General features: G+C 30.3%; 11 protein-coding genes. 2 read left to right on the top strand and 9 right to left on the bottom strand.

All coding sequences use genetic code 11. From position 1 onward, the window contains the following. Position 1: 1 nt before the first annotated feature. From HGB55_RS01615 to HGB55_RS01575, 9 genes are all read right to left on the bottom strand, one after another. Positions 2-3,319, bottom strand: a complete 3,318-nt coding sequence (locus tag HGB55_RS01615; protein WP_168814016.1) for a LamG-like jellyroll fold domain-containing protein — start codon at positions 3,317-3,319, stop codon at positions 2-4. 224 nt (positions 3,320-3,543) lie between these two features. Then, on the bottom strand, positions 3,544-5,034 hold the full coding sequence (locus HGB55_RS01610; protein ID WP_168814014.1) for a PKD domain-containing protein: 1,491 nt from the start codon (positions 5,032-5,034) through the stop codon (positions 3,544-3,546). 37 nt (positions 5,035-5,071) lie between these two features. Beyond that, positions 5,072-7,054, bottom strand: coding sequence for a RagB/SusD family nutrient uptake outer membrane protein (locus tag HGB55_RS01605; RefSeq protein WP_247649171.1), 1,983 nt, complete (start codon positions 7,052-7,054; stop codon positions 5,072-5,074). Between the two features lie 12 nt (positions 7,055-7,066). Beyond that, positions 7,067-10,333, bottom strand: a complete 3,267-nt coding sequence (locus tag HGB55_RS01600; RefSeq protein WP_168814010.1) for a TonB-dependent receptor — start codon at positions 10,331-10,333, stop codon at positions 7,067-7,069. 279 nt (positions 10,334-10,612) lie between these two features. Beyond that, a complete protein-coding gene (locus HGB55_RS01595) occupies positions 10,613-13,726 on the bottom strand; it encodes a glycoside hydrolase family 2 TIM barrel-domain containing protein (protein ID WP_168814008.1) in 3,114 nt (1,037 codons plus the stop codon). A 506-nt stretch (positions 13,727-14,232) separates the two neighbouring features. After that, positions 14,233-18,435: a hybrid sensor histidine kinase/response regulator transcription factor gene (locus HGB55_RS01590; RefSeq protein ID WP_168814006.1), complete on the bottom strand. Its 4,203-nt coding sequence runs from the start codon at positions 18,433-18,435 to the stop codon at positions 14,233-14,235. A gap of 97 nt (positions 18,436-18,532) precedes the next feature. Further along, positions 18,533-19,747, bottom strand: coding sequence for a glycoside hydrolase family 88 protein (locus tag HGB55_RS01585; RefSeq protein WP_168814004.1), 1,215 nt, complete (start codon positions 19,745-19,747; stop codon positions 18,533-18,535). A 22-nt stretch (positions 19,748-19,769) separates the two neighbouring features. Beyond that, positions 19,770-21,083 carry a BNR repeat-containing protein gene (locus HGB55_RS01580; RefSeq protein WP_168814002.1) on the bottom strand — a complete coding sequence of 438 codons (1,314 nt, stop codon included), beginning with the start codon at positions 21,081-21,083 and terminating at the stop codon, positions 19,770-19,772. 216 nt (positions 21,084-21,299) lie between these two features. Then, complete coding sequence (locus tag HGB55_RS01575; RefSeq protein WP_168814000.1) at positions 21,300-22,328, bottom strand: LacI family DNA-binding transcriptional regulator; 1,029 nt, start codon at positions 22,326-22,328, stop codon at positions 21,300-21,302. A 371-nt stretch (positions 22,329-22,699) separates the two neighbouring features. Between HGB55_RS01575 and HGB55_RS01570 the strand changes: the two genes are divergently transcribed. After that, a complete protein-coding gene (locus HGB55_RS01570; RefSeq protein WP_168813998.1) occupies positions 22,700-23,686 on the top strand; it encodes a DUF4861 family protein in 987 nt (328 codons plus the stop codon). A gap of 45 nt (positions 23,687-23,731) precedes the next feature. After that, a partial coding sequence (locus HGB55_RS01565; protein ID WP_168813996.1) for a galactokinase family protein occupies positions 23,732-23,859 on the top strand: 128 nt, incomplete at its 3' end.

Below are 23,859 nucleotides of genomic sequence, written 5' to 3'. Positions count from 1 at the left end.
GTTATTTTTTAATTATACGAAATGTATTAACCTCCATATTAGATTGTACTTTGATAAAGTAAATTCCAGAGGGCTCTTTTTCAATATTCACAGAGATTTTTCCATCAATGATTGGACAAGTAGAACTGGAAATGAGTTTGGACATAAAATCATAAATTTCCAGATTAATCTCTTTAGAGTCCGTTTGAATTGCAATTTCGAAATGCCCGGAAGATGGATTTGGGAATGCCACAGCATTGATGAAAGGCAAATTCTCATTTGAAAGCATCCCTTCACAATCATTAGAAGATGTAATCTCTATAAGATTATCTGCACTTGCTTGCACATCAAATTCTGTCTCGTTAGTCTGAAATTTTAGTATTCCATTTATAGCAACATAATATGGAGCAGTTCCTGAAGACACTTCTACACGTGTTTTATTTTTACCTGTCTTAAATTTACCTGCCAAGGGGTTACTTTCAATTATATCTATGAAAAAACACTGTTCAAAATTAGCTTCTGTTACCGAAATACAGATATTATATGTACCAACAGCTAGATCGGTTAATGTTAATGTGTTATTTGTAAATGCATAAGATGTTCCATTTACAGTGGCATTGTATGTTAAATCAGAATTACCTACAATTTCTATTTTTCCATTATCCTTGTCCGGACAGGTTTCTCCAAAAGCAATAATTGAAAAATTATCACTTGATGTTGTAATTTCTGTAAGTTGAGCTATTTTACTAGGTGTTAATGCATAACTATATATTTTAAACTCATCAATACTTCCATTTAAATTAGGATCAGGCCATTGAGATTTCCCTATATAATTTTGAGTTGTTTTCCCTAGCATTGAGGGGTTAATGGTTATGTTTTCATTTCTGCCTACTTCTACACCATCTATATACATAATACCTATAGAGCCTTCTAAAGTTACTGCAACATGAACCCATTTACCAGTAACAGGGCTAATGTTAGCATCTATAGCTTCTTCATCATCTCCATTTTTAAAAGCAAATCGGTATTTTCCTGTCGAAGAACTTTTAGGAGATAAAAACATGTATGTATCAGTGCCTGAGCCAAAATCAAATACACGAGCCCAATTTTGAATAGATTCCAGTTTTAACCAAGCCGAAATGGTGAAATCAGTCAAGTTTTCCATAACACCATCTTCAATATCCATATATGCCGAAGACGATCCATCTAAGAAAATACCACTATCTTGCAAACCAGGTTTCCAAACGACAGCTGAATTCAAAATTCCAGTATAATTCCCCCATTGATCATGTGGGTTAGAACCTTCATTCTCATTAAAATTGTAATAGGAGTGCTGCCCTAATTCTGGCTTAGCAACCAGAATGTCAGAATTTTCACTTTCTCCCATATCATTAAATGCCGAAATTTGGTAATAATAGGTTGTGCCATTTTCTACTGTTGCATCTATATATTTATTAGTTTCAATAGTGGCTATAATTTCAAATGTACCATTCTCTGAAATAGACCGTTTTACATAAAATTTAGCATCATACATTAAATCCCATCTTAAGATCACCTGTGCATCACCGGAACTTACCATAATATTAGAAACTGTATTTGGTGTTTCTAATGCTAAAGTCTTTACCATAATTGGTGAAGAATCTGAGCTTTCACCTCCTGTATTTACGGAGGAAATTTTGTAATAGTAGTTGGTGTCAGCATTTAAACTGTTGTCTTGATAGCTTGTTTCTGTTACATAAGAAGCTATGGTCTCATAGGTTCCATTTTCAGTAGTTGCTCTTTTTAAATTATAACTTCCAGCATTGTTTACTGCAGACCAACTTAAATTTATAATCGAAGTTGATAACGCTTCACCAGTTATGTTACTTGGAGTATCAGGAATTTCACTTTGCTGAAAAACTAATATTTCAGAATAGGTAGATGCTACATTATCCTTACCTATAACTTTAATTCTATATTCTGCCAAGGTGTGTATTACATCATTCACACTTAAAACAGTATAATCTGAAGATTCATAAAATACTGAAAATTCCGTTTCTCCTTCTAGTTTTCTTTCAATAACATATTTATTGATCAAATCATTATTAATTCCTTCCCAAGTAAGGGTTATGCTTTGAAAATCATCTGCGGCATTATAATTTAAAGACTCTTTTAAAGGAGTCCAAGTTGGAATATATTCCATAGTCGGATTATAAGCCTTTTTAGAGGCTCTATCACGATAATATTCACCCGCAGGAGTTAATACATTATAATCGTTACCACCATTAGAAGTTGAAATTATCGGTGCATTTTTTAACCACTCATAACTTTCCCAATCCGGGTTTAATTCTCTAAATTCATCGTTAATATTGGCAATCATAGCTCTAGCATTTTGTACCCAATTGTAAATAGAATAGCGCTCAACATAATCTTTACTTTCTAGAACATCTAATACTGCTTTAAGATCATTTAAATGCTTGGTAGCATTTGCATCGGTTAACTTAGTAGGGTCGTCTGGAAAATTATGATTTGTCCAATTGGCACCTATATTCCATTCGGTTAGCCACATTGGTCTGTGGTATTGGTTATACAGATAATCTAAATCTCCCGACCATTGTTCTGCAGATTTAAACCAATATGCATGTATTGGTATGAAATCTATACGATAATTTAGTGCTTCTGCTTGAGCCATAAAATCGGTAAGTTTTCCATTAAAAGGATCTGAATAAGCAGGAGCACCTACTCTTAAACCTGTTTGCATAAAATCTGGCCAACCATTTATGGATTCTTCAACAGTCATGTCTGCCTGATCAGTATGATCAGGTTCATTATATCCTAATACATGGGTAGCTCCTTGCTTAGAAATAATTTCATCCCAACCAGGCCAGTATTGTTTTTGTTTTATAGGCACATATTCTAATTCAGATGATGTGTTGCCGCCTGCAGACCAATCGTAATACCAAGTACCATTGGAGGCATTTATTTCTTCTGAGTTCCATCCTGCCCATCCTTTTTTAGTAACAAAATTGTGTAGGGTCATAATTCTGATAAAGGAAACAGTACCATTTAAATAAGGAGGCATAGCCGGTATTTCTAAATCTGCATTATCAGCTCTAAACACTCTACTATATCCTGTTCCATTAGAATTAGAAGCAAAGGTTACCATATAACCTTGTTGCAGTTTAAAAGACTTAATGTTATTATCAAAAGAACCTAAATCTTTATGTAATGTAAAAATTTCATATTGTTGTGAACTACCTCCATAGTTTTCTTCAGAAAAAACTTCTAAAGGTGATTGGGCACATACCTTAAATGTAAATGCACTTAAAAGAATTATTAGAAACGCGTAGTTTTTTATCATTTCATTTTAGTTTTAGTTATGTGTAATGTTTAAAATATCACATTATTTGAGATATTTTAGTATCCATAAATTCGTTAATTTCTTTCTTCATAGTTCATTATAATTAATATCAGCTGCCCAAATCTTTATTTTGGTTGTTAAAATTTTAGTAAAAAACCTCCAGAATACATATTATTCCGGAGACTTTTTAACTAAATAAAGTTTGACTCATTCAATATTTTAAATTATCTCACAAACAATTGAACATTGTCAAATGCAAGCCAACCATCACCTCCATCAGTAGACACGTTATCTATCATAATTCCAATATTCGCACCAACTGATTCTGCTGTAGCAGCGGTGATTAATTCAAAAGTGGGCTTTTCATCTGGAACAAGATCGAATGTTTGGGTTCCCAGCGTATTTCTAACTCCATCTCCAGTATCATAATAGAGTGTAATGATAATTTGAGAGCAGTTCCAACCATCCCAAGCTTCTACATTAACTTTAAATTCTTCTTCAGCAGCAATTACATGTTGTGTAAGGTTATATACAGAAGGGTCGCTACTCATTCTAAAAGCGTTCCAACCAGCGTCACCTTCTTCCACTCCTGAGTCAGTTGCTTGTGTATCACTATTCCATCCAGGTACATTGCTCCAGTTTTGGAGTTTCCCGTCTGCGGGAAGTGAAAAATCTCCATTCTCTACATCCACTGCAACAAATTCACCTCCTTTTTCTCCATAGAATTCTAACTCGGCAATATTACAGTAGTCAGTTGAATAAAAGTAAATAAACCTGTAAGTTCCTTCTGCTATTATTGCTGCTTCGGTTAATTCTCCAACAACTGGTTCCTCAGTAATAGTGTAAAGTGTTTCGAACGTAGCTGCAGCGGGATCTGTAAGAATTGTTTCATCATTTGACCCACGAATTTCACCACCAACTAATCTTGATGCATAATTTTCTCTTGGAGCATATTTAACAAGAGTAAGTTTAACTTCTTTTCCGAAATCATAACCAACAAATCCTATAGCATCTGCTCCATCAACAAATGTAGCCATATTTCCATCAAATGCAGCGGTTACATAAGTTTCAGGATTATCATTCCAAGAGCTTTCGTGACCAATGACCGTACCTACTAATTTGGCTAGTACTACTCCTACAGTTACTTTTTGCGTTACCACCGCAGGCGTTGTGCCATCAAATCCCGATGCTGTTAATGTAATTGTGTAGTCTCCTGCTTCATCATATAAATGAGTTGGATTTTTTTCAGTAGATCCATTACCATCTCCAAAATCCCATACAAAAGATTTTGCGTAAGTTGCTGTCGTATTAAATTTTATTTCCAACGGATTAGTAGTACTTGCTAAATAAGTAAAATTAGCTGTTGGATCGTATAGCTTAATAATGATGCCTTGTTCAACTACTGCAGGTGTAGAACCTGGTTCACCAATTGCGGTTAAGGTTACAATATATTCGCCTTCCTCGGCATAGGTGTGTGTAGGATGTGCAATTGTTGCAGTCTCTCCATCACCAAAATCCCAATTCCAAGAATCACGATCAGTGATAGTACTGGTAAATTTTACAGTAAAAGGATCTTCATCACTTATTTCAAAAGTAAATTGAGCTGTTGGGTTAACTACATTTACTGGATCATCATCATCATCACAAGAATAAAAGAGTGTTAGCAGTAATGTTACCACTATCAGACTTTGAAAATATTTTTTATGGTTTTTCATTTTTATTTTATTTTAAATGATTCAAAAAATACGCTATTTATAAATCAGTAGGAGGCATATTAGCTGTTTTTGGCCATCCAGGATTTTGATATATTGGCGAGCTTTCAACATCATTACCTTCAGATGTTATTAGAAAATGCTGAATTGCAATAGGTTGTAGGTAATGTGCCATATTCCAACTATAACCGTCATAAACAAGTTCGTTTCCTGTTTTTTCATAAGGTCTTAAATAGTCACTACGAGAAGGAGAAGAAACATTAGCTGATGCATTTTCGTAATTTAAATTAGTGTACCATTCTTGCATTGGTCCCCAAAGTTTAAATCCTTCAATATGGTATCGATTGTCAATAAGCTGATCCATAGCTCTCCAGCGTTTTAAATCCATTTCTCTAAAACCTTCTGCCATTAACTCTGTTCTACGTTCTCTACGTATATTATATAAAGTAGGATCGATAAGTTGTCCTGCAGAGTAAGCACCCCAATCTCCTTTTGCTTCTTCTTGCATATCGGTTGCTGCAATTGTAGTTTGAAAATCCGGGTTAACATTAGCTCTGTTACGAATTTCTTGCCAGTATTGAATAGCAGTACCATCTAGAGAACCATTTTTTTCGTAACAAGCTTCAATGTAATTAAGGTATGCTTCAGTTGCTCTAAATACTATGCTGGCTGTAGAACCTCCACCATTACCGGTTTGAGCTTGATCATAATTTAAACCTTTTCTTATGGTGTAACCGGTAGAATATCCTTTTTCTGATGAAGAGTTTGTAATATCTGGATATGGTTCTACAGGTGTTCCATGATCACCTTCACTAGATTCATATAAGATGTTTATTTGACCAGGTTCTTTAAGGAAAAGCCACAAACGTCCATCTCGATTCACTCTAACATCAGAAATATAATCATCTCCTTGGTAGCCAGAATTATTTGCATATATTGGTAAACCATCAGCCATTAAAAATGAGTCAACCATTCCTTTGGTTAGTCCCACTCCGCTATTACCTAACTGCGCATAAACAGGTACGTTGTGTGTTATTCCTAAGCCTTTATCATAATCTCTCCATAAAAGAACTTCCTTATAACCATCCAAATTTACATCACTAAACATATCAAAATATGGGTTTTGAGGATCTGAAGTTGATTGTTGAAGGATACCGTTGTTAACAGTTAATGGATACGAATCTGCTACTTGTTTAGAAGCATCCATAGCTTGGCCAAATAGCCAATTAATTTCAGCATCTATATCACCTGAAGGATATTCATAATTTTGATTGTAATCTTTATCTTTTCCTGGCCATCCTGGTCCATTAGGAACAAAAGCAGTATTTTTAAAATATTTAAGCCAAGTTGCTTCGTATAGTGCTACTCGTGATTTTAATAATATTGCACAATCTCTAGATAACCTATTTTTAGAACCATAGGACATTAAATCTATAGCAGCATCAAGATCTGATATAATAAAACGTGCAACATCTGTTCTAGGAGCTCTCTTGCTTGCATTAGTCAGTTCCTCTTTATCATCTGCAATTGGAGTTGTAATTATAGGGGTGTCACCTAAAACTTTCAATTTATAAAAATATTCCCATGCTCTAAAAAAGTACATCTCTCCAATGTAGTGCTCTATTTGAGATGTATTTCCAGATATTTCACCATTTTCATATTGAGGAACTACATTAGCAAGAAAATAATTACATCTTCGGATGTTATTAAAATCCCAAACACCTCCGGTTTGAGGTACTTTCCATTGTCCCGGTACATATTTATCATTATAAGTCATATCCGCCATATTATCAGTATCGGCATCTATTCCAAAAATTCCAAAGTTCCAGTCTCCATTAGAAGTTCGTCCATGAGAAGGAAGTAATTCATACATTTCTATGGCATAGGCAGCAAGTTGAGATTCTTCTTTTAAATAATCTTCAGGTATAATATCTGATTCAGGTTGTATCTCTAAAAAATCATCACTACAGCTAACTAAAAAGCCTATAAATGATAGCGTAAAAATTAATTTATAATATTTCATTTTATACATATTTTAAAAATTTAAGTTTAAACCAAAAGAAAAGGTTTTTGATAAAGGGTAGGCATTCCCATTACTTTCATATCCATCATCGATGGTTTCCGGATCAAAAATACTAGACAAATTAGTAGATGTCCAAAGGTTTTCTCCTGATACATAAAATCTTAATTTATTTATCCCCATTTTTTCGGTAATATGATTAGGTAAAGTATAACCTATTTGTAAGTTTTTAAACCTAATATAAGATGCATCTTGTAAATAACGCGTTTGAGTTTGATGATTTTTACCACTAAATAATGGGCGAGGGTAATATGAGTCTAAATTTTGCCCTAAAGGATGATCTTCATTAGCTCTATAGTAATCTTTATGTTCATTAAAACCTGTTGACCACCATATGCCCCAATCATAAGCTCCCCAAAAATAATAACTACCTTGCCAGTAATCACGTTTCATGATACCTTGAAAAAAACCTCTTACATCAAACCCTTTATAATCAGCACTTAATGTAAATGAGAATGGAAACCTTGGTGTGTTGTTACCAATTACCTTTCTATCTCCCGGATCATCTTTTGTCCAAGAACCAGAATCAATTTTGCCATCGCCATTCAAGTCTGTATACATTATATCACCGGCAGCCCATTGGCTTCCCAATGCATTTTGTCCTCCATTTGGTAAAGTTGCTAAATGATTTTCCATTTCTTCATCCGATTTTGCAATTCCTTTAGTTTCATAACCCCAAATTTCACCCATCATTTGTCCTTGTCGATAATAATCAAACGAATTTGTTTCATTAGGATATTTAGTGATTTTTGTTTTTGAATCTGAAACAGTTAATTGTACTTGGTAACCCAAGCCGTTATCTAATCGATCTTTCCATGATAAATTAAACTCAAAACCATACGTTTTTAAGTCGGTATTATTTGTTTTAGGTACTGAAGTACCTAGTAATGCTGGTAGTTCAGGTGCCGGACCTACCATATCTAACGTTTTTCTATTAAAATAATCAAAAGAAGAAGTTAGACGATTATCAAAAGCACTTACGTCTAAACCTATGTTCCAACTTTGAACAATTTCCCATCCCAAAGTTTCACTTACTAAACCAGGAGCATTACTTGTATTTGGGTTTTGTCCGTTAACTAACCAATTACCATTTGCAGTACCTACAGGCATTGTAACATAAGTAGGGTACCAGTTTTCCGTATTTTGATTTCCTAGTTCACCCCAAGATCCTCTTAGTTTAAATGTTTCTATATCATTTGTTATTGATTCCCAGAAAGGTTCTTTAGCTATGTTCCAACCAGCTGAAAAGGAAGGGAACGTTTTCCATCTTTTATTATCACGGAATCTTGATGTACCATCATGGCGTATATTGGCTTCAAAAAGGTATCGTTCCATATAGTTGTAATTCAAGCGACCAAAAAAGCCTTCTGTAGCCCAGTTGTTATAATAACCTGAAACAGTTGGAGCAACAGTTTCTCCACTGCTATCAGTTCCTGATGTTAAATCTAAAACAGGAGAAGTAGGAATAATTACACCATCTCTTTCTGCCGAAACATTTCTATTCTTATTTTTTTCAGATTGAAATCCTGCAGTAACTTTAAAATTATGTTTTTCATTTAAAGAAAAACTATAATTTGAGTAAATATTAGTATTATAATAATTTTCTTTATAAGCTTCTTCATGTACATTTGATCCCGTTGCATATAAATAAGGATTACCATCAACATCATGGTTAAACGTTTGCAAAGAATCCCAATGGCGAAAAACATTTTTTGTACTATAATTAAATTCTCCAAAAATCTCCCAACCCTCTAGTGGTTTTAAAACTAATTGAGCTTGTTGATAATTCCAATCTGTTTGAGTTTTATCACGTCCACCATCACGAAGACCTAGCGCAGGAGAAGGAGATGAGTATAAATATCCATTAGGATCGTATAGAGGTAATGTAGGCCATCCTTGTCTCGCTAAATCATTATAAAGCCCACTACTAAGCTTTGAAGGGCGTTCATAATCTTCTCGGATAAATCGATTAGATACGTTAACTGATGCCCAATCTGTAATTTTAGCATTTATTTTTGTTGTTGTAGTATATCTATTAAATTCATCTCTGTTGAATTTCATTAAGCCATCTTGGTCAAGATAATTACCGGATATATAATAACTAACTTTATCTGATCCACCTTGTATATTTAAGTTATGTTCTTGAGAAAAAGTGCTATTTCTATAAATTATATCATACCAGTCGTTATTGGCTTGTCCATAGGCATAACCGTCTGCCCAAAGTTGTGGGTTATTGGGATTTTGAATTATTTGATCTTTAGTTACACCATTTTGATAATTTAAAATAGACTGTAAACGCTCATCACTAAAAAATGGACTTTTTCCACCATTAATATTGGCGTCATTAAAAAATGTTGCAAAAGTGTAAGAGTCCATCATATTAGGAACAGTTATAGGCGAAGCAACTCTAAAGCTACTGCTATAGTTTACAGAAACCTTACCCATTTTTCCTTTTTTTGTAGTGATTAATATTACTCCAAAAGGTGCACGTGATCCATAAATAGAAGATGCAGCAGCATCTTTAAGTACAGATATGTTTTCAATGTCTTGTGGATTGATTGAATTAATATCTCCTTCCATTCCATCAATTAAAATTAATGGGTTACCAGTTGAACCATCGCCTATTGTTGCGATTCCTCTTATATTTATAGAAGGTTTATTTTCTAAACTTCCACCAGTAGAAGAAATATTTAATCCTCCAACAACACCCTGTAGCATTTGTGTAGCATTTTGAACAGGTCTTGATTCAAATGTTTCTGAATTTACTGTACCAATTGCACCAGTTAAATTTACCTTTTTTTGAGTTCCATAACCTACAACAACAACCTCTTCTAAGCTCTCTGCACTTGGTTTTAAAATGATATTTAGATTATTTTTTCCTTCAATAGATACCTCTAAAGTTTGAAAACCTAAATAAGATATTATTAAAGTTGTATCATTGTCATTAACAGTTATGGTAAATTTACCATCAAAATCTGTTGTAGTACCATTTGTGGTTCCTTTAACTACAACACTAGCGCTAGGTAAGGGATTTCCTTGGTCGTCTGTAACTAAACCATTTATAGTTTGCTGTTGTGATTTTTTTGTGTATTCAGTAACATTAGATGGGTTTGCATGAATTTGAAATAAAGAAATTAATAAAAAAAGTATTGTAAGTTTATTTTTTAAATCAAATTCTAAATCATAAAAATGTAATTTCTTTAATGTAATATAGTTTTTCATATTTGATTATATTTTGTATTATTCAAAAGTATATTCACCTTATTTTAAAAAGTTTATGTCTTTTATAAGGGAAGTTTCAGAGTTTCAGTTTTTTTATATCATAAGCTTAAATAATATTTTTTTATTTGGTTAAATTGAATTACTAAAATTATTTTATTAGATATGTATATAATACATTTATTAAACAAGAGTTTTTTTAGAATATTAAAAATTGATTACTTGTTTGAGAGTTCTTGTGTTAATGGTGAAAAATTATATTTTTTCATAGTTTAATATAACTTAAGGTATTAATGTTATTGTGTAACTATATGTATATTGTTTATTTAACAATAGATATGGCTCATGCGGAAGTGCTCCCCAGCTATTATCACCACCAACGCCCCTTTGTTTTAAATCTATATGTAAATAGATTTTGTTTTCTACAACAATATCGGTTGGATGTTTTTGTGCTTTATGTTCTCCAGGATCAAGAGTTTCTGTTGACATATTTAAAGCACTAAATCCTAAAGGTTGAATACCTTTAATTTGAATTCCTTGCCCAGTTTTATTCTTTAATGTTAACCAACGTACATCAGTTTTATATCCTGCTTCTTGAGGGCGAATGTATGTCCAAGTAAATTGATTGGATACTTTGTCTTCATATCTTCCTACAAACGAGGAAGTATTTCTATCTGAATAATTTTCCCACGGACCTCTACCATAATAATTTAAATTTTCATATGTATCTGGCAATTCAATACGCATTCCAAAACGAGGTAATTCAGGTAATTCTTTTCCTGTCATGTCTATACTTGCGGTTATTGTAATTGAACCATTATTATGAACAAGGTAATTTACTGTATAAGGAACTTCAGTTTCGGAGAGCAAATAGGTTACTATCAAAGGAAGTCCTTTTTCAGTTTTTGTTCCAATCTTTACATCTTTAACAGTTGGATTTTTATGAGCAAATCTCCATATTTTTAGTTTTCTTGGCATTTGATTTCCAAAATCATTATCAGTAGGAGCACGCCAAAAATATGGTTCAGGAAAATTAGAAATTATGGGGGTTTCGTCATTCTTTAAATTATATTTTTTAAGTTTTCCTGTATTTAAATCAAATTCACCTTCTATATTATCATTATTAAATGAAAGTGTTTTATTGTTTATAGAATATTTTAAATTTCCTTGTGTTGAAGTAGTTGAATTAAAATAGGTATTATTTCCTATTTTAAATTGCTCACGAGCAATTTCATGATTTGCAGGAATCATCTCCGTAGCATCTTTAGTATATGCATATATATCAAGATAGTATTCTTTAGATTCTAATTGTGGTAATTCTAAATCAAATTCTTTTTTTTCGTTAGGATTAGCTGATACTTCAATAGTTCCTTTTTTGATTATTTCTCCATTGCCTTTTAAAAACCATTTAAAAGTATATTTATCTAAATTGGTGAAATCGAATTTGTTTGTTATTTCCAGTTTATTTTCATTATAAAGTTTAAAATTTATATTTTGATATATTTTTTTAACTTCAGCCAATGCAGGATGAGGTATTCTGTCAGCAGTTACTAAGCCATTGGCACAAAAATTTTCATCGTTTTGTAAATTTTTACCACCTAAATCGCCTCCATAAGCCCAAAACATTCTACCATCTTCGGTTTTTGATTTTAAACCTTGATCTACCCAGTCCCAAATAAAGCCTCCTTGCATTTTTTTGCTGGTATTCATAATATCACGGTATTCTTGAAAATTACCATTGCTATTTCCCATGGCATGTGAGTATTCACACATAATATAAGGTCTCTCTTTATCAGATTGAGCATAATTTGTCATACTCTTTATACCGGGATACATTGGAGCGACAATATCTGTATTAGTATTTTCACCTGCTTGTTCAAACTGTACCAAACGCGTTTTATCTCTTTGTTTAATCCAATTATAACCATCATAAAATACTTGTCCATTTCCACATTCATTTCCCATAGACCAAATAATAATTGAAGTATGATTTTTATCTTGTTCAACCATTCTTTGCATTCTATCCATATGTGCCGGTGCCCATTGAGGTAAATATGCAGGATGTTTTGATGAATCAAACCAATTTTGCCATTCTGCTCCCATAGCATGTGTTTCAATATTAGCTTCATCAACCACATACAAACCATATTGATCACAAAGAGTATATATGTAGGGATCATGCGGATAATGACTCATACGAATAGCATTGATGTTATTTTGCTTCATTAATTTGATATCTTGTAGCATAGTTTCTCTATCAGGAACATGCCCTTTTTCTCCGTGATGTTCATGTAAATTTACACCGTTAACCATAAGAGGTTCTCCATTTACCATTAACTGTGTATTTTTTATTTCTACTTTTCTAAACCCTATTTTACCTGACAGAACTTCATTAACATTACCATTTTTTGTTAATTTTAATATATAACGATATAAATATGGAGATTCTGCACTCCATTTTTCAACATTATTTATTGTTGCAGAAAAACTAACTTTTTTGTTTGAAGAAGATATTTCTTTTTGATCTGAATAAACTTCATTTCCATCAGCATCAACAAGGACTACAGAAAGTTTTTGTTTTTTTATTTTTTCCTCATTAAATTGTTTTAAATCAACAGCAATATTAAAACTGCCTTCTTTATAAAGTTTATCTAAGCTACCTTCTACAAAATAATCCCATATAGTAGTTTTAGACACTGCTTGTATAAACACATCTCGTTCTATACCACTCAATCTCCAAAAATCTTGATCTTCTAAATAACTTCCATCATGCCAGCGAAAAACTTGTACTGAAAGTAAATTTTCACCTTTATTTAAAAAATTTGTTATATTAAATTCTGCAGCTGTTTTTGAAGCTTTGGTCATTCCTACTTCTTTTCCATTTAAGAATATTCTTGCATATCCTGATATAGATCCAAAATTTAAAATAATCTCTTTGCCTTTCCAATTTTCAGGAATGGTAAACTTTTTTCTATAACTCCCAACAGGATTGTAGTCACCATCTATAAATGGAGGATTTTTTGGGAATGGATATGTAATATTTGTGTAAATAGGTATATCATATCCTTCCAACTCCCAATTGGAAGGAACTTTTATATCTTTCCAACTTGAATCATCAAATTCTTTTAGATAAAAATCTAATGGTCTATCTGATGAGTTTTTTACAAAACTAAATTTCCAAAAACCATTTAAGCTTTTATATAAAGTTGAATTTTCGGGTAAATCTGTTATAGCTGAAGCTTCATCTTGATACAAAATAAAAGAAGATCTTCCAGATTCTTTATTACGATCAATTATAGTTGGATTTTCCCATTCATTAGGATTGTTTTGTGTATAACCAAATTGAGTATTTAAAAAAATTAATGCACTAAATACTATTGCCAATGTGTTTCTCATTTTTTGTTTATTTGTAAATTAATTGTATCCACTATATTTTTATTTACTCAACCTAAACGTACAAGTTTTTGAGTGATTTATTATTTACAGTTACTATACAATTAAGTGCTGTTTTAATAGTTTCTTTATCTTTAAATTCATTAAAATTGATATAAATGTGTGTAATACATTTAACAATATCTTAACAAAATTCATCATTTATGAGAGTAAAAAGGGGGTGTAAATTGGTAAAAAAGAGGGGGTAATTTGTTCAAATCTGTATTTTTATATTATTGTATTAGTTAATATTAGTTATAACTGAGTTAAGTGTATATTAAAAAAATATGATTTAACTAAACGAAACGTTTATTCAAGAAATAAGTGTCTTATTTTATTCATTAATTATTTATTAAATTAGAGAATTTGTTAGCTATTTTAATGAAAATCAAATAATTCATAAAATGAAGATAAAAGCCATATCAAAACTATTTTAAGTAAGGGATTAGATAGTTTTTTTGGTACAAATCTTAAAGTTTGTTTTTTCTAATTAACTCTGAAGGAAGTTTTCCAAATTGTTCTTTGAATAATTTCCTAAAATACTTGACATTACTAAATCCTACTTCATATGATGCTTGAGAAATTGTAAAATTTCCTTCTTTAATTAGTTCAGCTGCTTTATTCAATTTTACTCTACTTATAAATTGATTTATATTAAGTCCTGTAATTGCTTTTATTTTACGAAAAAGAGAGGTTCTACTCATTCCCATGCTTTTGGAGATACCCCACACATCCATTTTTTCTTGATTTAGATGTTCTAAAATAATCAATTCCAATTTATTTAAAAACTTCTTTTCCTGATCTAATAGTTTGGATTTTTCTTTAGAAAGTTCTGTTGAAATTTCTTCTTCTTTCAAGAAATATTTTCTCAATTGTTTTCTACTATCTAAAAGATTCCTGATTCTAGTTTGTAAAAGTTCACTGCTGAAGGGTTTCACGATATAATCATCAGCACCTTCTTCATATCCAACTTTAATGCTTTCAATATTACCTTTTGCCGTAAGCAATATAATTGGTATATGGGTTGTTTCCATTTTTTCTTTTAAAATATTACAGAGTTCGATTCCATTTATTTTTGGCATCATGATATCTGAAATAATAAGATCAGGTATATATTGTAAAGCTTTAGTAACTCCTTTTTCTCCATCATTGGCATAAATAAGATCATAATTATCTTCGAGTAATTCTTCTAAATAAGAAAGAATATCTGGATTGTCATCAATTACTAAAATAACTTCTCGGTTTTCATTAATATGAATATTTGATGCCTTTTTTTCTGATGAAGTTATTTTTAAAGAAGGATCCCAAGTATATAAAGTAGATACGCTCTCTTTATCAATGTTTGTTTGTGTATCCTCTTTGTAGTAGGTATCATTATTTTTGAATAATGATTTATCTCTTGGTATACTTACTATAAATTCACTTCCTTTTAGGAGTTGACTATCAATATTAATACTACCCTTATGAAGTTCTATGAGGTCTTTAGAAAGTGCTAAACCAATTCCAACTCCATCATTATTATTTTTAATAGAATTTGATTGATAGTACCTTTCAAAAACATGTTCTAATTCTTGTGGACTTATCCCAACTCCAGTATCTTTAACTTTAATTTTAAAAAAATCGTCATCATAAGTAAGAGATACATGTATTTCCCCTTTTTCTTTACTATACTTGAAAGCATTAGATAAAAGGTTATTTACAACAATATGTAGCTTTTCTATATCAAACCATGCTACAAAATTTTCTTCAGAACAAGAATAGGTTAATAAAATATGTCTTTTTTTTGCCAAAAAATAATAATTATCTACCCATTGTTTTAAACAAATAGAGAGGTTATGTTTATCAATATTTAATTTACTTAACCCTAAGTTGGATTTTCTAAATTCTAAAAGTTGATTGATAGATTGCAATAAAATATTGGCATTTTTGTGGATTAATTTTAATTTGTCCTTGTGTTTTATTGATTTCACTTCAGCAATCAAATCTTCTAATGGAGCTAGTATTAAAGTAAGTGGTGTTTTAAGTTCATGTGAAAAACTAGTGAAAAAACGTATTCTTTCTTCATTAAATTCATGTTCTAAGTGGCGTTGTTTTTTTTCAAATAAAATTGAGTTTAACAATTTTATACGTTCAGCGTAATATTTCATTATGCCCCATATGCAAACTAATAACAATAAGAGATAGCATAGATAGGCGAGAGGCGTTTTCCAAAAAGGGGGAGTAATGGTAATTAATAATTGTTTTGTTACTTCATCTCCAGATCCAAATTTTGCTTTGACATTTAAAGTATAATCTCCAGGTGGAATATTTGTTAAATTTACTTTTCCGGCACCATTCGTATTAATCCAATGATCATGATAGCCTTCTAGTCTATATGAATAGATTGTATTTTTTATAAAAGGATATTTTAATGTTACATAATCTATAGAAAAAAAGGTTTGATTATGATCTAAAGTAATGTAATCTTCATATAAAATGGATTGTTCTAAAATTCCTTTTTTATTAATTTCTGAATTGTTTTTTTTTTTGTTAAATACTTCTAAATTTTCAAAAACAATAGGGTAAGTTTCTTTTTTACTCTGAAGATTTTTTGAGTTAAAAATATTAAGACCTTTATTTCCTCCAAAATAAAGGATTCCTGATTTACTTTTTAAAGCAGATCCTATATTGAATTCACTTTGTTGAATATTATTAAAAGTATTTAAATTATATAATTCATTTGTTTGCTTGTTATAATTACTGATACCTTTAAAAGTTCCCAACCAAATGCTATTCTCATTTTCCATAACTATACTGCTCACAGTATTGTTGCTTAATCCATCATTTTCAGTAAAATTTAAAATTGTATTTTTTTTTGGATTTAACCTAATGAGACCTTCGTTGCGAGTTCCTGCTAAAATATCTCCATCCGGAAGACTAAGAATACAATAAATAATATTACTTTTTAATCCTTCTGTATTGGCTGCATTGTAATAAATAGCTTCGTCATTTTTATAGTTATATCTTAAAATACCATCTCCGTATGTAGCCATCCACAAATAACCTTTTCTATCTTCACTTATACCTCTAATATCGATTTTCCCTAACGAACTAATAAATTCAAATTGATCTTTCTTCTCTATATATTTAAACAATCCTCCACGATTGGTACCTATCCATATTTCACCATAACTATCTTCAAAAATAACCCTAACATCACTGCCTTGTTCTATTTCTCCCTGTAAATAATGTTTACAATAACCTGTATTTGGATCCATTTTGTTTAATCCGCCTTGATAGGTTCCAATCCATAATCTTTTTTTCGTATCTTCATATAAAGAAATTACGTAATTATTACTTAAGCTATATGGGATTTTTAAATTATGTCGATAATGTTTAAATTTTCCTGTTTTAGGATTAAATAAATCTAAACCAGCACCATCAGTTCCTATCCAAATTTTGCCTTCAAAACTTTCAGCTAATGCACCTATTCTATCATGTCCCAATGTTTCAGTATGGGCAATGTTTTTTCGTAAAAGTTTAATAGGTTCTCCTCTAGGATTTACAAAATTTAAGCCAGTACTAGTTCCAATCCACATATTACCATCCCAATCCATTTTTAAGGAAGATACTGTTCTATTAAATATGCTAGTGCCATCATCTCTGGGCAGATACCATTTTACCAATAAATCTGATTTTTGTGACAAAAAATCTGATTTATTGATGATATTTAATCCACCATTACGCGTACCAATCCATATTTGACCCGAATTATCTTCTTCAAAACAGACAACGTTATCATCACTCAATCCTTTTCCAACAATTAAAGATTTTTCAAGCTTTAATGTATCTCCCTTAGTTGTTATAACTTGTATACCATTTTTTGAACCAATCCATAGATTTCCATCTCTACCTGTAAAAAGAGTGTTAATTCTAGAAGAGGGAAAAGTTTTGTTTTTACCAAATGGAATACGAGTAATAGTTCTATTTTTATAATTTATTTTATTTAAACCTTTATTTGCAGTACCTACCCACAGTATTGAATCGCCTTGTTCAATTAAACTAACTATTTCATTTGATGATAAAGACGAAAGGTTTTCAGAATCATAACTATATGATTTTATTTTTCCTTCTTTATCTAAAATTTGAATGCCTTTATAATTAATTCCTAAAATAAGCTCTCCATTAGAACCATATGCCAAACAACTTATATCATTATTTAATAACCCATTGTTTTGATTTAAAACTTCAAATGTTTCTTGTTTAGGATTATAAATATTTACTCCATCTGTTGTTGCGATAAATAATTTTCCTTCATCAATAAGTTTAACCTGTTGAATATAGTTGCTACTTATATTCGAATTTTCAATCAAATTATTTTTCTTATAAGTCTTAAATTGTGTTCCATCATATCTATTTAAACCTTCTGGTGTTCCAATCCAAATAAATCCTAATGAATCTTGCTCAATACTGTTAATTGCATTATTTGATAATCCATTTTCAACATCTAGAAGATAAAAAGAAAGTTCTTCTTCAATTGGTTTAGGTTGTGAGGTAGAGTTTTGACTATATCCTATACTTAAACATAAAAGAAATAACAAGCAAATCAGGAAATTTTTTATTTGATCAAACCTATTAAAAATTGTAGAAGAGATAACTCTCCAAAAAGGCTCTGATTGTTCTATATGCAACATCTGTATTTTTCCAGTTTTTTTTAAATCTAATCTTTAAAAGAAATTAATATTTAATATAAATTTAATAAAAAAATAAGAAATATTTCTATTAGGAAGATTATCTATTCTTATATCTTAATAGTGCTTCTACCAAATAATAATCACCATAAGTAAGCGGAACATCAACTTCTGTATTTTCAGGGATATGACCAACTCCATGTTTTAATATAAAACCACCGTTTGTACCTTCTTCAGCAAGGTATTCACTGGAAGTTAGGGTGGTAAGCATAGTTTGAGCGGTTTTAAGGTATCTTTCACTTTTTTCAGCATCAACATAGTTTTGTAATTCTAATAATGCAGAAGCCATAATTGCACCGGCAGAAGAATCTCTTAGTGTATTTGGAATTCCGGGAGCATTAAAATCCCAATACGGTATTTTATCTTTCGGAAGATTTGGGTTATTTAAAATAAATTCAGCAATATGAACTGCCTGATCTAAGTACTTTTTTTCTTTAGTTTCTCTGTACATTACCGTATAACCATACAACCCCCACGCTTGTCCTCTTGCCCAAGCTGATTCATCGGAAGCGCCTTGAGCCGTACGTTTTTTCTTTACACTTCCATCATTTACATTATAATTAACTACGTGATATGAACTGTAGTCTTTACGAAAATGGTTTTTCATTGTGGTATTTGCGTGTGTAACAGCTATTTTATAATAGGTACTGTCTCCACTATGTTTAGTTGCCCAAAAAAGCAATTCTAAATTCATCATATTGTCTATAATTACAAGGTAATTATCTCCAGGAGAATCCCACGATTTTATGCAGCCTACAGTTTTATTAAATCGTGATGCTAATGATTTAGCACTGTTCATTAACACTTCTTCATATTCAGGTTTAGGATTCAATCTATAGGCGTTTCCAAAACTACAATACATCATAAAACCAAGATCGTGTGTAGAGGTATTGTACTGTTCTTTTTTTAAATCTTCTAAAACTCTATCAGCTTCATTTTTTAAAGCATCATTAGGAATTACTTCATTTAAATATAAAAGTGTACCAGGGTAAAAACCACTACACCACCAACCAGAACCGCTAGTTTCTAATTTATCGTTTTTAGCATTATAGGTTTTTGGATACTTGCCTTCTGGTAATTTTCTCATCAAATAGCTGTATTGTTTTGAGGCAAGGTTCAAAGTAGTATCAAGGTTGTTATCCAATGCTTTTTCTGTAGTACAAGAAGATGCTGTTGCAATGAGTATAGCTAACAAAAGAAAAGGTTGATATTTTGTAAACTTTTTTATAAATAAGTTAGTGAATTGTGTTTTCATGATGTTGATATTATATCGTTTTTTATTTTGGTAATGTTTTTAGTTGTAAAACACTAACCATACTAGAAGGTTCTTTTGCGATACCTTCTCCATCTATTTGCGTAACTTTTTGTAAAAAAATATCTAAACGTTTTTTATTTTTCCATAAAGAAATATCATAATTTGGCTCCCATTGACCAATTGAAAAATCGGTTAAATCTTTTATTTTCCAAGATTTGTTATTGTGTAAATCATTATAAGCTAAAGATACTTTATTTCCTCTTTCTTCATCTCTAAATAGAATATATATTAAAGGTGTTTCGTATTTATCATTAATTAAAATTTCAGGACGAGAAATAGGGATTCTTTTAGTTCCTCCACCGCCTAAATTAAAGGGTATTTTTCTAAATCCGGTATTTATTTTGCTCCAATTACCGTCTTTTAAATATACAATTTGATATTGAGGCGTTTTATTTTCACTCCAATAAGTTACAATAAAAGGATTTCCATTTTTATCAGTAGTCATAGCTGTTTGGTTGATTAAGCTACTTTTTTGTGGAATTTTCCAAGCATATTCAGCTGTTAAAGCTGTTATAGGTAATTGGTATTTTTCTCCTGTTGATTTCTCCCAAGTTTTACCACCATCTTTAGAGCGTGCATAACACAAATCGTGATTTGTAAAAACATCCCAAGTTTCTCTCCATACCCAAGAAACGTGGATAGTACCTTTTGAATCTATACAAGCTTGCCAATAAGCACTTCTAGCTTCTTCACCATCAATTAAATTATGCTGTATTTGAGTCCACTTTTTACTTTTTGAATTGTATGAATTAATAACCATATTTCCTTTTCCGGAAACTCCCGATCTATAAAAAAAAAGTAGATTTCCATCAGGTAAATTATAAAACTCTGGGTAGGTAACTCTATTTTCCTCTTTCCCTGTCATTGCCATTTTATCACTTAGTTTTAAACTCAGTGGAGTTATACTTTTAGCATAGTTAAGAGTTGTATTATGATGATCCCAACTTACGTGTAAATATCCATCATTATCTACAGCGATACTAATATCATTATGGGCATCTTTTGTGTTTCCTTTATAGTTAGTTGTATTAGTTTCCCAATTTTTTGCATTGATTTTTCTTTTTCCTAAGGTTAGAAAACTGTTTTCATTATAATAAGCTATAAATTGATGTTTTTTGTAAGTAATTAATGCATTTTTTCTAAATTTTACTGTATTTACAGAATTGTTACTCCATCCAAATCCTACTTTTGTGTCTTTAATTTTTATTTGAGCACTAGCAGATATGCATAGAAATAAGCTAAACAAAAAATATGCAAAAATTTTATTTTTATTCATTAAACTGATTAGTATAGGTTACAGAATTAAACATCTTTTCTTTTTAAAGGTTCTTCAAAGCGTAATCGATTACGCAAATTTAAATAAAACATTTATATAAAACAAATAGGTATATTTAAGAATATCTTATTTCAGAAAGGTAGAATTTAATAGTTTATGAAGTGTAATACTAATTTTTGTATTTTAATTTAAAAATATAAAAACATAAGATTCAATTTATATTTTATTTGTTTTTGAGGATGATTTTCTAATATGTAGTTTAGGTGTAAATATCACTTTTTTATCTTTTTTAATTTCTCCATTATCAATCTGTTCTAAAAATACTTGAGCAGCCATTTTTCCCATTTCTAAAGGAAATTGGTCAACAGAAGTTATTGAAAGTTCCATAAATTTTGTAAAAGGTTCATTACTAAAACCAACAACACATACATCTTCAGGAATTTTAAATCCTTTTGATTTTAATTTTTGAATTGCACCTAATGCAACAAAATCACTTGACGAAAAGATTGCATCTGGCAGGGTCTCAAGTTTTAAAAGTTCTTCTACAGCATTTTGACCAGATTCAGTACTGCTTATTGTTTGAATAACATATTTTTCATTAAAATCAATTCCATAATCAAATAAAGCTCTTTTATAGCCTTCAAATCTGTCTTTATATATTTCATAAGATAGATCTCCATATAAATGTGCAATTTTTGTACAACCTTCTTTAATTAAATGCTCAGTAGCCATATAGCCACCTTTAAAGTCATTAATTGTCACATAACTAGTGCCTTTAATATTTATCTTTTTATCAAAAAATATTAGAGGAATATTTTTTTCAGGAATCTTATAAATGATATGATCTTTTTCATTTGATATGTTTGAAATTGACATTAAAATACCATCAACTTGAGCATTTATTAAAGCATTTATATTTTTAATTTCTCTTTCAGCTTCATTATAAGTTTGACAAATTATTACTTGGTAATCATGAGGATATAATTCTTCTTCAATTCCTCTAATAACATAAGAAAAAAAACTCCTATTAACATGAGGAACAATAACACCAATAGTTTTACTTTTGCCACTTTTAAGAGCTAAAGCTAATTTATTTTGTTTATAATTCATTTCAATTGCCGTATTCATAACTAGTTCACGAGTTTTTGCACTTATTCTAGGACTATTATTTAGTGCTCTTGATACTGTTGCGGCTGTGATATCTAATTTTTTAGCAATATCATAAATAGTTACTTTTTTATTCATAAAATAATTTTAGTAGTTACAAAAATAATAAATTTTACATGTATTTATGTAATCGATTGCGCAAATATTCGAAATTAAATGCTAATAGAATATAAAACTACAATATTTTTAAAGAATAATTTAAATGATTATGCTACAAAATTTTAATAAACAATTAATTAAAATATATCTTAAACTATTTGATAAAACACGTATTCTTTTATAAGAATATTTGGTGATTAAACAGGAATTATATAAGTTTGCGTAATCGATTACTTTAGTTTTTTGTAATAAAATTTGATATTATTGTATTCTTAAAAAAAATATGTAGAGTAATTAAACTTATTAAATAAATATAGTGTTAAATTTTTTTGAATTTAACATAAATAATGATGAAAAATTTAAATTTTATATTACTATTTTTTTTTGTAAGTATTGTTGCTTGTAAAAAACACTATAAAGAAAATGAAATTAGTATTATATCTGATGAAAAAACAGAAATAAATACATATGCTGAAATTTCAATTAAAAAAGGTGGTGTTTGGGGAGAGCAGAATTATGAAGGAGGAGTGTTTAAAAATGTGAAAAATTTAAAAGTACCCGAAAATCATATAATTAATTCTACTTTTATCCGATACGAAGGTCCTGGTTGGGAAAGTAATAAGGTAGCTTATAGATTATATTTAGATTCAAGAAATGCTATTGATATTTTTGGAAAACAAACAGATAGTTTAGTATTGTCAAAAATTGGTCAAGACGGTTTTGGTTCTTATCATAATTTGAATGATTGGGGAATGGATATTCTCAAAGTAGGTGAAGGATTAGGAATCGGTTCAATAGGTAGATATGCAGGTGCTAAAGTATTGCATTTTAATAAAGTTGACTCAACTTTTGTAGATGTAGAGAATTCGCTTAAAAATTCAGCTATAAATGTCAATTATTATGGATGGAAAACGTTAAATGATAAAGTTGATTTAACATCAAAGCTTTTTATAGTTCCAAACCAACGTTTTACAAAACATACTATACAATTATCTAAAAGTATTTCAGGTATTTGTACAGGTATAGTTAAACATGATGTTGAATTTATTCAAAAAATGAGCGAAAACCAAGAATGGGGATACATAGCAACTTATGGAAAACAGACGTTAGTGCCTGATAATTTGGGAATGGCTATTTTTTATGAAGCAGAAACTGTTGAAGATATAATTGATTCGGAATTTGATTATCTTATAGTTTTTAAACCCAGTACCGAAAAAATTTCATTTTACTTTTTAGGAGCATGGGAGAAAGAAAAGGGTGGGATAAAAACAAAAGAAGATTTTTTGTCTTATTTAGATGAAAAACTGGAAGAACTAAACGATAATAATAAAATATAATTACGAAAAAAATAGAATTTTGTTTTAAATAGAACTATTAAATTAATGAAAGAAACAGACTTATCACAGGGTGAATATGAAGTTATAATAGACTCTCCTGGAAGGATAAATATTATAGGAGAACATACTGATTATAATAATGGATTTGTATTACCAACAGCAATTGACAAAAA

The organism is Lutibacter sp. B1, assembly GCF_012524075.1.
Taxonomy (GTDB): domain Bacteria; phylum Bacteroidota; class Bacteroidia; order Flavobacteriales; family Flavobacteriaceae; genus Lutibacter.
Note: the sequence above shows the minus strand (reverse complement) of the source record. Positions and strands in the feature narration are given on the sequence as shown.

What these genes read in the sequence shown, in the direction of transcription:
- HGB55_RS01595 (WP_168814008.1), bottom strand. Translation starts at nt 13,726, where the DNA reads ATGAGAAACACATTGGCAATAGTATTTAGTGCATTAATTTTTTTAAAT.
- HGB55_RS01585 (WP_168814004.1), bottom strand. Translation starts at nt 19,747, where the DNA reads ATGAAAACACAATTCACTAACTTATTTATAAAAAAGTTTACAAAATAT.
- HGB55_RS01575 (WP_168814000.1), bottom strand. Translation starts at nt 22,328, where the DNA reads ATGAATAAAAAAGTAACTATTTATGATATTGCTAAAAAATTAGATATC.
- HGB55_RS01615 (WP_168814016.1), bottom strand. Translation starts at nt 3,319, where the DNA reads ATGATAAAAAACTACGCGTTTCTAATAATTCTTTTAAGTGCATTTACA.
- HGB55_RS01590 (WP_168814006.1), bottom strand. Translation starts at nt 18,435, where the DNA reads ATGTTGCATATAGAACAATCAGAGCCTTTTTGGAGAGTTATCTCTTCT.
- HGB55_RS01570 (WP_168813998.1), top strand. Translation starts at nt 22,700, where the DNA reads ATGAAAAATTTAAATTTTATATTACTATTTTTTTTTGTAAGTATTGTT.
- HGB55_RS01610 (WP_168814014.1), bottom strand. Translation starts at nt 5,034, where the DNA reads ATGAAAAACCATAAAAAATATTTTCAAAGTCTGATAGTGGTAACATTA.
- HGB55_RS01600 (WP_168814010.1), bottom strand. Translation starts at nt 10,333, where the DNA reads ATGAAAAACTATATTACATTAAAGAAATTACATTTTTATGATTTAGAA.
- HGB55_RS01605 (WP_247649171.1), bottom strand. Translation starts at nt 7,054, where the DNA reads ATGAAATATTATAAATTAATTTTTACGCTATCATTTATAGGCTTTTTA.
- HGB55_RS01580 (WP_168814002.1), bottom strand. Translation starts at nt 21,083, where the DNA reads ATGAATAAAAATAAAATTTTTGCATATTTTTTGTTTAGCTTATTTCTA.